The organism is Leclercia sp. LSNIH3 (genome assembly GCF_002935105.1).
GTDB classification, from domain to species: domain Bacteria; phylum Pseudomonadota; class Gammaproteobacteria; order Enterobacterales; family Enterobacteriaceae; genus Enterobacter; species Enterobacter adecarboxylatus.
This window is the reverse complement of sequence record NZ_CP026387.1, coordinates 4,042,251-4,054,875: the sequence shown is the minus strand read 5'-3', so window position 1 is coordinate 4,054,875 and position 12,625 is coordinate 4,042,251. Positions and strand designations below refer to the sequence as shown.

General features: G+C 55.2%; 11 protein-coding genes and 1 riboswitch. Of the genes, 4 read left to right on the top strand and 7 right to left on the bottom strand.

Annotation, left to right across the window (positions count from 1 at the left end; all coding sequences use genetic code 11):
- Positions 1 to 4 precede the first annotated feature (4 nt).
- From fbaB to thiM, 3 genes are all read right to left on the bottom strand, one after another.
- Positions 5 to 1,057 (bottom strand): class I fructose-bisphosphate aldolase, encoded by a 1,053-nt coding sequence (fbaB, locus tag C3F35_RS19610; protein WP_032612519.1) that lies wholly within the window; start codon positions 1,055 to 1,057, stop codon positions 5 to 7.
- 106 nt (positions 1,058 to 1,163) lie between these two features.
- Positions 1,164 to 1,964, bottom strand: coding sequence for a bifunctional hydroxymethylpyrimidine kinase/phosphomethylpyrimidine kinase (gene thiD, locus C3F35_RS19605; protein WP_077226247.1), 801 nt, complete (start codon positions 1,962 to 1,964; stop codon positions 1,164 to 1,166).
- Positions 1,961 to 2,731, bottom strand: coding sequence for a hydroxyethylthiazole kinase (gene thiM / locus C3F35_RS19600; protein ID WP_032612523.1), 771 nt, complete (start codon positions 2,729 to 2,731; stop codon positions 1,961 to 1,963). The genes thiD and thiM overlap by 4 nt, the downstream gene beginning before the upstream one ends.
- 35 nt (positions 2,732 to 2,766) lie before the next feature.
- Positions 2,767 to 2,863: riboswitch (TPP riboswitch) on the bottom strand.
- 278 nt (positions 2,864 to 3,141) lie between these two features.
- Between thiM and C3F35_RS19595 the strand changes: the two genes are divergently transcribed.
- From C3F35_RS19595 to C3F35_RS19585, 3 genes are all read left to right on the top strand, one after another.
- The gene (locus C3F35_RS19595; RefSeq protein ID WP_032612525.1) at positions 3,142 to 3,618 is read left to right on the top strand and encodes a hypothetical protein; all 477 of its coding nucleotides are present in this window, start codon (positions 3,142 to 3,144) and stop codon (positions 3,616 to 3,618) included.
- A 226-nt stretch (positions 3,619 to 3,844) separates the two neighbouring features.
- Positions 3,845 to 5,227 carry a diaminobutyrate--2-oxoglutarate transaminase gene (locus C3F35_RS19590; protein ID WP_059307540.1) on the top strand — a complete coding sequence of 461 codons (1,383 nt, stop codon included), beginning with the start codon at positions 3,845 to 3,847 and terminating at the stop codon, positions 5,225 to 5,227.
- An 18-nt stretch (positions 5,228 to 5,245) separates the two neighbouring features.
- Positions 5,246 to 6,712 carry a pyridoxal phosphate-dependent decarboxylase family protein gene (locus C3F35_RS19585; protein WP_077226250.1) on the top strand — a complete coding sequence of 489 codons (1,467 nt, stop codon included), beginning with the start codon at positions 5,246 to 5,248 and terminating at the stop codon, positions 6,710 to 6,712.
- 49 nt (positions 6,713 to 6,761) lie between these two features.
- Here C3F35_RS19585 and C3F35_RS19580 read toward each other — a convergent pair whose 3' ends face one another.
- The 3 genes from C3F35_RS19580 to C3F35_RS19570 are packed head-to-tail and all read right to left on the bottom strand — an operon-like array spanning position 6,762 to position 10,548.
- The gene (locus C3F35_RS19580) at positions 6,762 to 8,963 is read right to left on the bottom strand and encodes a polysaccharide biosynthesis tyrosine autokinase (RefSeq protein ID WP_103792160.1); all 2,202 of its coding nucleotides are present in this window, start codon (positions 8,961 to 8,963) and stop codon (positions 6,762 to 6,764) included.
- Complete coding sequence (locus C3F35_RS19575) at positions 8,945 to 9,409, bottom strand: arsenate reductase/protein-tyrosine-phosphatase family protein (protein WP_032612533.1); 465 nt, start codon at positions 9,407 to 9,409, stop codon at positions 8,945 to 8,947. Before C3F35_RS19575 ends, C3F35_RS19580 begins: the two co-directional genes overlap by 19 nt.
- Positions 9,409 to 10,548: a polysaccharide export protein gene (locus C3F35_RS19570; RefSeq protein ID WP_103792161.1), complete on the bottom strand. Its 1,140-nt coding sequence runs from the start codon at positions 10,546 to 10,548 to the stop codon at positions 9,409 to 9,411. The genes C3F35_RS19575 and C3F35_RS19570 overlap by 1 nt, the downstream gene beginning before the upstream one ends.
- A 496-nt stretch (positions 10,549 to 11,044) precedes the next feature.
- Here C3F35_RS19570 and C3F35_RS19565 point away from each other — a divergent pair, with 496 nt between their 5' ends.
- A complete protein-coding gene (locus C3F35_RS19565) occupies positions 11,045 to 11,377 on the top strand; it encodes an RcnB family protein (RefSeq protein WP_032612537.1) in 333 nt (110 codons plus the stop codon).
- Between the two features lie 126 nt (positions 11,378 to 11,503).
- Here C3F35_RS19565 and apbC read toward each other — a convergent pair whose 3' ends face one another.
- Positions 11,504 to 12,613 carry an iron-sulfur cluster carrier protein ApbC gene (gene apbC, locus C3F35_RS19560; protein WP_032612540.1) on the bottom strand — a complete coding sequence of 370 codons (1,110 nt, stop codon included), beginning with the start codon at positions 12,611 to 12,613 and terminating at the stop codon, positions 11,504 to 11,506.
- Positions 12,614 to 12,625: the final 12 nt, after the last annotated feature.

Below are 12,625 nucleotides of genomic sequence, written 5' to 3'. Positions count from 1 at the left end.
CTGCTCAGGCGATGGTAATTTTCTTATCCAGATAGACATCCTGCACGGCGTTAATCAGCTTCACGCCGTCGGCCATCGATTTTTTAAACGCCTTGCGTCCGAGGATCAGCCCCATGCCACCGGCACGTTTATTGATCACCGCCGTACGCACCGCATCGGTGAGGTCGGTTTCTCCCCCTGACGCACCGCCGGAGTTGATAAGCCCCGCGCGGCCCATATAGCAGTTCGCCAGCTGGTAGCGCACCAGGTCGATAGGGTTATCGCTGGTCAGTTTGCTGTACACGCGGTCGTCGGTATAGCCAAATTTGACCGCTTTGTAGCCGCCATTGTTTTCGGCCATTTTCTGTTTGACGATATCTGCTCCGATGGTCGCCGCCAGATGGTTAGCCTGGCCGGTTAAATCGGCGGAAACATGGTAATCCGTTCCGTCTTTATTGAAGGCCGGGTTACGCAGATAGGCCCACAGCACGGTTACCATCCCCAGCTCATGGGCACGCTCGAAGGCAGCCGAGATCTCTTCAATCTGGCGGCGCGACTGCTCAGAGCCGAAATAGATGGTGGCACCTACCGCGACTGCACCCAAATTGAAGGCCTGCTCAACGCTGGCATAGAGGGTCTGGTCATATTCGGTGGGGTAGCTCAGGGTTTCGTTGTGATTCAGTTTCACCAGGAACGGAATACGGTGCGCGTAACGGCGGGAGACCGACGCCAGCACGCCGTAAGTAGAAGCCACGCAGTTACAGCCCGCCTCGATCGCCAGTTCCACGATGTTCTTCGGATCAAAATAGAGCGGGTTGGCGGCGAAGGATGCGCCCGCAGAGTGTTCCACACCCTGATCCACCGGCAGGATCGACAGATAGCCGGTTCCGCCCAGACGCCCGGTGTTATACAGCGTCTGCATATTGCGCAGCACCGCCGGTGGGCGGTTGTTGTCCACCATTACGCGGTCAACGTAATCGTGGCCAGGAAGATAAAGTTGGTCGGCTGGAATGGTCATACAACGATGCTGTAACAGGCTGTCGGCATCTTTGCCAAGCAATTGCGTAATATCAGTCATGGTTTTCCTCCCGTCAGTGCCGACGGCGCGTCGGCATGTTTTATCCAGGCTCACAGGATTGTAAGCCCTTTAAGCCTGGTCTGCGGGTCGTCAAATTACCAGCCGTCTACCACCATGCATGAAAATGATGCACCGGGCCTGCACCATGCCCGACCTCCAGAGTGTCAGCTTGTGCCAGCGCACGGGAGAGCCAGATTTTCGCCTCCTGCACCGTCTCTGCCCAGCTTTGGTGCCGTGGGCGCAGCGCCGCCAGGGCAGCAGAGAGCGTACAGCCCGTGCCATGGGTATTTTTCGTTTTGACACGCGGGGCGGTAAAGCGCATGGCGCCATCACGGGTAAACAGCCAGTCGGGGCTTTCGGCATCGTCCAGATGACCGCCCTTCATCAGCACCGCCTCGCACCCCATCGCCAGCAATGCCTGGCCCTGCGCTTTCATCTCCTGCTCGCTGCGGGCATGAGGCGCATCCAGCAGCGCCGCCGCTTCGGGCAAGTTGGGCGTGATCAGCGCCACCTGCGGCAGTAACTTTTTACGCAGCGTGTCAACGGCGGAGGGAGACAGCAGCGGATCGCCGCTTTTCGCCAGCATCACCGTGTCCAGCACCACGTTTTTTACCTGATGTCGCAGCAGCTGCTCTGCTACGGCCTCGACGATATCCGTTTCGGCCAGCATGCCGATCTTGGTGGTGTCGATGCGCACATCGCAGAACACCGACTCCAGCTGTGCCGCCACGAAATCAGGTTCGATACGATAGACCGACTGCACCCCACGGGTGTTCTGTGCCACCAGGGCGGTGATCACCGAGCAACCATAGGCCCCGAGCGCCGAGAAAGTTTTCAGGTCGGCCTGGATCCCGGCGCCGCCGCTTGGGTCAGTGCCGGCAATAGTGAGCGCATTAATCCGTTTCATCGTTGCGCTCCCAGTTCCCACAGGGCATCAAGAAAAGCCGGGGCAAAACTGCCCGGCCCTTTGCTGTGCGCGGCAGCAAGCGTACCGGCCCGTTTCATCCAGCCACAGGCGGCGGCGATGTTATCCAGCCGGTCGCCCGGCAGTGAACAGCTGGCCGCCACCACCGCTGACAAGGCGCAGCCGGTCCCCACCACCCGGGTCATCAGCAGATCGCCGCCAGTGAGGGTCTGGGTACGCAGCCCGTCGGTCACGTAATCGACCTCGCCGGTCACCGCCACAATCGCGTTGGTTTGCCGCGCCAGCGCCTGGGCTGCTGGCAAGGCACTGGCGGCCGTATCAGTGGTATCCACCCCACGCCCGCCTGCGCTCATCCCGGCGAGGGCGAGGATTTCAGAGGCATTGCCGCGAATGGCGGCCGGTTTCAGGGCGAGGATTTGCTGGCAAAAACGGGTCCGGTACGTCAGCGCGCCAACGGCCACCGGATCGAGCGTCCAGGGCTTGCCTGCCGCCACTGCACTTTCAATCGCCCGGCGCATCGCCTGGGCACGCGGTGCGGTCAGGGTACCCACGTTGATCAGCAGCGCATCGGCAATCGCGGAAAACTGTTCGGCCTCTTCGGCTTCAATCACCATCGCCGGTGAGGCACCGAGAGCCAATAACACGTTGGCGGTAAAGGTCTGCACCACGTCATTGGTCATGCAGTGGGTCAGCGGAGAGCGGGTTCGGAAATGGTGTAAGGCGTGTAAATTGAGCAGGTCAGGCTGCATGGTATCGCTCCTGCCTTGCGCGAAGAAGCGATAGCCCGGAGGGCATCTGACTTCCCTACGCTGGCATTATCCAGATCAGGTGGTACGGGTATTTCTCAGCCTTCACAAAGAAGGGCACCCCGAGTCAAATTACATAATAAAATATAACGATGGCAGCGTAGAGGATGCGTCTGCCAATAGCAAGAGCCATTCAGGTGCTCCTTGTCTTCACCAGGATTGCTCTCATCTTTTTAGCTATTCGTGCTAAATGTGATCTCTATCAACTAGCAAAACTTCATGTTCCGCGATAGTCATCCTCCGCCACATATAGTTTCTTTTATAGAAACGACATAAGCATGGCTACGCACAGAAAAATGGCTAACTTAATGATTAGGCAAGGAATATTTCCTTATTTTACTAAAGGTTAATGTATGAAAAAGATTTTGTTGGTGGGTATGGTCGCTGCGCTTCTTGCGGGTTGCGTCTCTGAAGAGCAGCGGTTAGCGCAGTGTGAAGCAAAAGGCGTCAGCCGGGATGCGTGCTATATCGCAGACCAGAACCGTCAGGCCGCAATCAATGCCGCCGCTGAAAAACAGGCTTTAGAGAATGCCCATAATGCCGTACAACATGCGCAGGCGGCTCATGTTGCCGACCCGTTGCGGGAAGCCTCTTTTAGCGCCAATGGCATCAAAGCCACCATCAATAATGGTTTTACCCAGGCCACCATCAACGGCAAAAAAGCCAGCGTGAAGCGTTTAAATGCTAACTTCTACGAAATTCGCGGTGCCGGTTATATCCTGTCGATTACCCTCGATGAGGACGGCGTCACCGATGCGTCATGGAATAGAACCCATGGTCGCGATCATGGAATTCTGAACGTTGTCCAAAGTAGTCCTAAAGCATTCTAAAATACCCCACTTTTTTCCCCGGCGTGCCCCCCAGGAAACATCAGTCGCCATGCGGGGTTACGGCTTACGCGCGTTGATTCAACGCGCGTAACAAAACGATAAACAATTAACCATTGAGCCTTGCGCAAAAAGGCTCTATATTGGCCGCGATTTTTGATGCCCTTCTCATTTTCTTAATTAATTATTCAATCGTGGCCACGTGCTGAGCTGCGGTTGTAGGAGTGATATGATGACGGATAAAGTCCGTATTGATACTTTGAATGCCTCTTCTTTCAAAACCAACGAAACCTATCTGGCCCGTCAGGCCGACATGGAATCCAATGTCAGGAGTTATCCGCGCAAGCTTCCTTTAGCCATTACTAAGGCGAATGGGGTGTGGATCACCGATGCGGATAACAAAGAGTATCTTGATTGCCTGGCCGGAGCGGGAACGCTGGCGCTGGGTCATAACCATCCTGATGTGCTGAAAAGCATCCAAAGTGTCATTACCAGCGGCTTGCCGTTACATACCCTGGATCTGACCACGCCGTTGAAAGACGCGTTCTCAGAATACCTGCTCTCTATGCTGCCAGGTCAGGGTAAAGAGTACTGCCTGCAGTTTACCGGCCCATCCGGCGCAGACGCCGTTGAAGCCGCACTGAAGCTGGCGAAAAAAGTCACTGGCCGTAGCGGCATTATCAGCTTCTCCGGTGCTTATCACGGCATGACTCACGGCGCACTGTCCGTGACCGGCAACCTGTCGCCGAAAGAAGCCGTTGACGGCATGATGCCAGAAGTGCAGTTCATGCCATATCCGCACCAGTACCGCTGCCCGCTGGGTATCGGCGGCGAAGCGGGCGTGAAAGCCCTGACCTACTACTTCGAAAACCTGATCAACGACGTCGAGAGCGGCGTGCGTAAACCGGCTGCCGTGATTCTGGAAGCCGTACAGGGCGAAGGCGGCGTGAACCCGGCGCCGGTTGAGTGGCTGCAGCGCATCCGTAAAGTGACCGAAGAACATGGCATCCTGCTGATCCTCGACGAAGTGCAGGCAGGCTTTGCCCGTACCGGTAAATTCTTCGCCTTCGAACACGCAGGTATCCAGCCAGACATCATTGTAATGTCCAAAGCTGTCGGTGGCGGTCTGCCGCTGGCCGTGCTCGGTATCAAAAAGCAGTTCGATGCCTGGTCTCCGGGTCACCATACCGGCACATTCCGTGGCAACCAGCTGGCGATGGCTACTGGCCTCACCACCCTGCAGATCCTTAACGAGCAGAACATCGCTGATAAAGTTGCCGCCCAGGGCGAGTGGCTGAAAGCGAAGCTGGTTGAGCTGCAGAAACGTTATCCGGTAATTGGTCACGTGCGCGGTCTGGGCATGATGATCGGCATCGAGATTGTTAAACCGCACGAAGCTGCCGACCATATGGGCTGCTTCCCGGGCGACGGCGAGCTGTCTGCGCTGATCCAGAAAAAATGCTTCGAAGCCGGTCTGATTCTGGAGCGTGGCGGCCGTAACGGTAACGTTGTGCGCCTGCTGCCTTCCCTGCTGATCAGCGATCAGGAGCTGAACGTGTTCCTGGACAAATTTGAGCAGGCACTGCTTGCTGCGGGCGTTCGCCCAGTCTAACCGGAGACAATGGATACAATGTCAGATTTAAACCCGATTTTGTCGTCGTCGGCGCAAAGCATCGAAGCCTATCAGCAGGCGATCGAGCAGAGCACTCAGGCGGTTATGCAGTGGCTGAAACAGCCGGAAATGTACCAGGGTAAAACGGTCGCCGAATTGCGCGAACGTATCAACCTGGATTTCAGCCCGGAAGGGTTGGGCAACGAGACCGCCATCGAGCGTGCCGTTGAATATTTCCTGAAGGACAGCCTGGCGGTGCACCATCCGCAGTGTGTGGCGCACCTCCACTGCCCAAGCCTGGTGGTAAGCCAGGCGGCGGAAGTGATGATCAACGCCACTAACCAGAGCATGGACTCCTGGGATCAAAGCCCGTCTGCGACCATTATCGAGATAAAACTGATCGAGTGGCTGCGTACCCGTCTGGGGTACCAGCCAGGCGACGCCGGTGTCTTCACCAGCGGCGGCACCCAGAGCAACATGATGGGTCTGATGCTGGCGCGCGATGCTTTCTTTGCGCGTCAGGGCCACTCCGTCCAGCAGGATGGGCTGGTGGGCGATCTGCGTAAGATCCGGGTGCTGTGCTCCGACAGCGCGCACTTCTCCGTACAGAAGAATATGGCGCTGATGGGCCTCGGCTATCAGTCTGTTATCCAGGTGAAAACTGACGAATGTTCGCGCATGGATCTGACCGATCTGGCTGCGAAAATCGCGCAGTGCAATGCCAACGGTGAACAGATTCTGGCGATCGTTGCCACCGCAGGAACCACCGACGCGGGCGCTATTGATCCGCTGCGGGCGATTGCGGAACTGGCGGCGAAGCAGAATATCTGGGTTCACGTGGATGCGGCCTGGGGCGGCGCACTGCTGATGTCTGAGAAGTATCGCGATTACCTCGACGGTATCGAGCTGGTGGATTCCGTTACCCTGGACTTCCACAAGCAGTTCTTCCAGACCATCAGCTGCGGTGCATTCCTGCTGAAAGAAGCGCGTCACTATGAGCTGATGCGCTATCAGGCGGCTTACCTGAACTCTGAGTTTGACGAAGAGGCTGGCGTACCTAACCTGGTGTCCAAATCGCTGCAGACCACCCGTCGCTTTGACGCGCTGAAGCTGTGGATGAGCCTGGAAGCGCTGGGCCAGAAGAAATACGCGGAGATCATCGATCACGGTGTGACCATGGCGCAGCAGGTTGCCGCGTATGTCACCGAACAGCCACTGCTGGAACTGGTGATGCCACCACAGCTGGCGAGCGTGCTGTTCCGCTTCCGCCCTGAACTGAACCTGGACGATGCGGCCATCGCGCTGCTCAACCAGAGAATCGGTGATGCGCTGCTGGAATCTGGCCGTGCCAACGTCGGTGTGACTGAGCATAACGGTGTCACCTGCCTGAAGCTGACCCTGCTGAACCCAATCGTGACGCTGGAGGATGTTAAAGTCCTGCTGTCACTGGTCGAACGCACGGCGCACGAGCTGCTGGCGAAGTAAGTTATTCAACCCGGCAGCGCTCTGCCGCCGGGTTTATTCCCCTTCCCCTTTAACAGGGTTTTTTCTCTTTATTCTCGTTTTGCGCAGAGGCGTAACCGTAGGCGTCATAGGCTGTGCTGTAATAGCTGACGGACGATTTCACCACGTCATTCAGAATCGCGCCTTTAATTTTGACGCCCATCTGCTGTAAACGCCCGTAGCTGACCTGGATCTCCTTCACGGTCGTTATGTTGTTACGCGCCACCAGCAACGTAGAAGCAGCAACACTCCCCACCACTGCCGCATCCGTCACCGCCAGAATGGGTGGGGTATCGACGATGACCATGTCGTAACGCTCGCTTGCCCATGCCATGAATTCACGAAAACGTCCGTGCATTAACAGCTCCGACGGATTTGGCGGATATTGTCCACAGGTCACCACATCGAAGTTGCCGCTGGTATAGGTTTGCACGGCATCATCAAAGGCCACTTTGCCTGACAGCACATTCGATAACCCTTTCTCATTACTGAGCGCGAAAATCTTGTGCACGTAACCTTTGCGCATATCCGCATCGATAAACAGCACCCGTTGATCTATCTGTGCGACCAATGCCGCCAGCGAGGTACTGACCAGCGTTTTACCGCAATCCTGGCTCGGCCCACTAAACATCAGGATGTTGTTTTCCGCATCCATCATCGCAAAATGCAGGCTGGTGCGTAATCCACGTACGGCTTCAACAAAAATGTCCATCGGCCTGACCACCGGCAAAAAAGGCACTCTCGTGGTTTTATGCCGGATGTAATAGCGTAAGAAAGACTTACCGCCCAAGGAGGTTTTGTTGCTTAGCCATTCGGAATGCGGCAAGGTGGCATAGACGTTTATCCCCTCGCTTTCGAGCTGCTCCGGGCTGGTAATGCCGCGATTCAGGGCCGCTCTTGCCAGCACCAGTCCCGTAGAGATAAAAAATCCTGTCAGGGTGAGTAACAGAATTATCATCGACTTACGCGGTTTTATTGGAGCCGGTTGCGTCACCGCCGGGTCAATAATTCGCACGTTGCCAATGGCGCTCGACTGGGAGATATTAAGCTCCTGCTGGCGAGTAAGCAGCTGGAGATAAACTGCACGACCGGTGTCCACATCGAGACTAAGGCGGAGCACTTCCTGCTGTGTCGTCGGCATCGCACTGACGCGATCGTTCAGACGTTTCCGTTCCTTCTCTAACGTCTGACGCTTTTCCCTCAAGGCCCGGTAGGTCGGGTGATCTTTCTTATAGAGCTGCGACACTTCCGCCTCCCGGAAGGTCAACTCATTCAACTGATTATCAACGTTGACGATCTGCTCCAGCACCGCTTTGGCTTCCAGCGATAAATCCACCGAATCGCGTTGTTTACGATAGGTGTTGAGCCGTTCTTCAGCCTGCTCCAGTTCGCTGCGCACCAGCGGCATTTGCCGTTGTAAAAAGGCCAGACTTTGCGAATCCTGCGCTGCCTGCCGGGCAATGTTTTGTTGCAGGTAGCTCTGGGTAATGTGGTTCAGCGTTCTGGCAATCAGCACCGGATCGGCACCTGTCAGGCTCAACGTGAGGATCCCGCTCTCTTTGCTCTGTTCCGTTACGTTAAGCTGTTGGCTAAGGGCATTGATTGCCTCAAGCTGCGTAGCCTGCTTCACCCGGAAACGTGTTCCGGCAGGCGCTGACAACTCCCGGACCTTAATGGTCATCCCCGCGTGTTGTACCAGCTTACCGACCGTACCCTCAACGCTATTCCCGGCCCCTTCCAGCAGATACTTTCCATTGTTTAGAGCAGTAATGGTGAGTGACATCGCTTTCCCCTGCGCGGGTGGCAGTGTCAGTGTATCGAGTCTCAGGATAGCGGGCTGCTGGCCGGTGAGCCTGGCCCAACCCTCGCCAATCAGGGGAAAGCGGATGGGTGTAATTTGATCGTATAAGCGCAACGCTCGCACGGTTCCGCCGAGGATCATGCGGGAGCGCAACAACTGAAGTTCGGCGGATGAATCCGGCGAATAAGCAGGTGAGAGTTGGTCTAACGATTTAAGCAGGCTGTTTTGTTGCTTCTCTTCTATTTGTACCATCGCGTCCGCGATATATACCGGCGATGCAAAAAGCGCGTATACCAAGCCACACAACGCAAAAAGCAGCGTACAGCTAAAAATACACACGCGATGATCGATTAACTCTCCGAGAAGACGCGTCAGATCCAGCTCATGATTATCTGCAACATAACCCTGCGCATTTACGGTTTTCGACGACATGTACGTAATCCCTTTCCTGTAAGTCGGTTGGTCCATTCCTGGCTTGCTTCGCCAAGCAGGCGAAAAACATAGTCAAACGCTTCAATGCTTTTACCGTACGGATCGGGAATTTCCTGGACCCTTAGCCACTGGCCGAACAGCAAGGCTTTACCCCGCACCTCCGGCGCCATGAGCGAGATCCGGTTAATCTGTCCTGGCTCCATGGCGAGGATCAAATCGTATTCCCGCATCATTGCCGCCGTCAGTGGGCGTGCAACGTGATCGGCCAACGACAGGCCATGCATGGCCGCAATTTGCCGGGCACGGCGATCTGCCGGATGTCCCGCCAGGCCGCACGTACCTGCAGAAGCGATGGACAATGCAGGCAAATGTTGTTGTAGGAGCCGTTCCCCAAGCGGGGAGCGGCAAATGTTTCCTGTACACACCACCAGAATCGATTGGATCATTATTCAGGCCACGATCTGATAAAACGCACGGTTTCCGTCAGGTCATGCACGCCATTGATGGTAGGCACCAACTGCGACAGAACCCGGTTCCAGCGTGAGACCGGTGCCGTGGTCACGTAGACGATATCGTAGGGCTGGAGCTGAAATTCTGTGCCGAGCACCATGGCTGACGCGTCGCGGGCATTCAGCTGCCAGATGCGCGCAATTTTGCCGTCCGGGCTTTTCCCGGTAGTGGAGCGGATCACGAAGATACCGGTAGCATCAGCCTTCTCCTGATTCAGACCACCGGCGTTGGCTAAGGCTTCTGCCAGCGTCATACCGCTGCGATCCATCTTGAGGGTGCTCTGTTTAACGACCTCGCCCATGACAAAGACTTTCAGGGCGTCATTGCGTGGGATAAACAGGATATCGCCCGGCCAGAGCAGGCGGTTTTGCGTCAGGTCGCCATGCTGCATCAGGGCATACAGCGAGATCGGCGTATCTTTGCCCTCATGGGTGAGCACCACGTTGCGCCAGTCAGCATTAGCCGACAGCCCCCCCGCCGCATTGATAGCATCCATAATGGTCAATGGAATATTGGTAATGGGCTGTTGCCCAGATTTAACCACTTCGCCAGTGATATAGGCTTTTTGCGAACGGAACGCCGCGATACTGACATCGACCTGCGGGCTTTCAATCACCCTGTCCAGCCTGGCGGTGATCTCATTGCGCACCTGGGCAATGGTTTTACCCGCAACGTTGAGTTGACCAACGTAGGGATAAAAGATTGTGCCATCGGCACCGACCCAGTTACCGGTGTCGCTGGCGCTGCGATACTGCCCGGCCGGGGTGGTGAGTTCGGGATGATCCCAGACGGTGATCATCAGCACGTCCCCGGGGCCAATCCGGTATTCCCAGTTCTTTAACTGCTCATCCAGAGTAGGATTTGCCTGAGATTTCTCACCATTTCCCCGCAGTTGTTCAATGACGGAGGGCGTTAATGGCCAGACATCCACTTTTTTGTTTAAATCAAGCGAATCGTCGGCAACAGCAACGTTATTTTTTTCTGAAGTATTTATATGTTGACCGGGTGTAATTGTGCAGCCTGCTAATAAAAGGGCGGTAAACAATCCTGCACCGGCGCGAAATGTTGTTGTCATTAATAAATGGCACTCTATTATTGTCGATAAAAACTCATTAGCTCCCCTATAGCTCTCGTTAAAATCGCCACATAAGCATAATTAAAACATCAATTATAATCAGAGAGTTACAAGGAGTGTTGAAATAGAAAACAACAACCCGGATACATGCTGCCAGGTTGTTTTTTCGGATAAATAAAAGCCAGAGTTTTTTTCAGTTAATTAAAACACATCATAAGCATCCCGCAATGAACATAACATACTCATGTAATAACTATTAAGTCTCCGGGTGTTCATTTCGGATTTCATCAACGAAATAATAGAATTAATTAATCACTAAATAATAAAGCATTCACAACATCGATAATTAAAAAGCGAAATACCTACCGTCAGGATGTGTTGATTTGTTACATTTTTTACACACCCAGCCAGCCGGCAAAACATAAAATAGACTATCTGTTGCTCGGTCACGAAACAGCAGACCAAGAGTAATGGCCACGGTTAATCTGGAGAAAAAATGACTAAAGGTAAAATTCTACTTCTGGGCGTATTGATGTCACTGGCGAGCGCGGCGTTTGCTGCCCCGCAAGCCGCAGCGGCACCCTCTGGCATCCAGGCCTATGAGGAACAGGAGTTTGTAGCCGATTTTACGAAATTCAAGATTGGTGATTTCGCCCCGGCGCAATATCTGACACCTGAGTACACCATCAAGCAGTACAAACTGCGCAACCTGCCTGAACCGCAAGCTGGCACACACTGGACCTACATGGGCGAGAACTATGTGCTGGTGGGTGATACCGACGGTAAGATCTACAAAGCGTATAACGGCGATATCTTCTATCACCGTTAAATAATGCTTTTGCCGGGTGGCAAGATAAAAGCAAAACGGTCACCCTGAGGTGACCGTTTTTGTCTTTGCGCCCTCTCCCGGAAGAAAGGGTCAGGACAGGCGCATCAGGCAGCCCCGGTAAAACAACTACACGGCACGGAAGGCGATGTCGGCCGGGATCACTTCCCCCTGCCAGTAGAGCTGGGCCGCGACGCGATCCGCCAGCTGGCGATACATCTCAGTAAACTCACTGTCAGGACGGTTAACCACGGTTGGCTTCCCGCTGTCGAGATCCTCACGCAGCGTAATATGCAGCGGCATCTGGCCCAGCAATTGGGTGTGATACTGCACCGCCAGCTTCTCTGCCCCGCCTGCGCCAAAGATCGCCTCATGATGGCCGCAGTTGCTGCAGATGTGCATGCTCATATTTTCGACCACGCCCAGCACCGGTACTTCAACCTTCTCGAACATCACAATGCCTTTTTTGGCGTCGATCAGCGCGATATCCTGTGGTGTGGTCACCACTACCGCCCCGGTAACCGGGATGTTCTGCGCCAGCGTTAGCTGAATGTCACCGGTGCCCGGCGGCATATCCAGCACCAGATAATCGAGATCCGGCCACAGAGTCTCCTGCAACATCTGCATCAGCGCTTTGCTGGCCATCGGCCCGCGCCACACCATGGCGTTGTCATCGGTGACCAGATAACCAATCGAGTTAGTCGCCAGACCATAGGCCATGATCGGCGCCATATGAGTGCCATCCGGCGAGGTCGGACGCTGGTTTTCCGCGCCCAGCATGTTGGGGATCGACGGGCCGTAGATGTCGGCATCCAGGATACCCACTTTCGCCCCTTCGGCGGCCAGCGCCAGCGCCAGGTTCACGGCGGTGGAGGATTTCCCCACCCCACCCTTGCCGGAGCTGATGGCGATAATGTTCTTCACGCCGTTAATGCCCGGATGGTTTTTTACCCGCTTGAGGGTGGCGATATTATGGGTCAATTTCCAGTCAATCGCTTTCGCCCCGGTGATCCGCAGCAACTCAGCGCTGGTTTGCTCTTTCAGCGTCTCAAACGCGTGCGTCCAGACGAACGGCATCTGCAGCTCAACATGCAGGGTATCATCCAGCCACGCCACGTGATGCAACGCCTTGAGCGCGGTGAGATTGTGCTTCAGGGTGGGGTGCTGAAAGTTAGCCAGCGTCCCGGCGACCATTGCGCGCAAGGCTTCCGGTGATTTGGCCTGGGATTGAGAACTCATCCCGACTCCTTT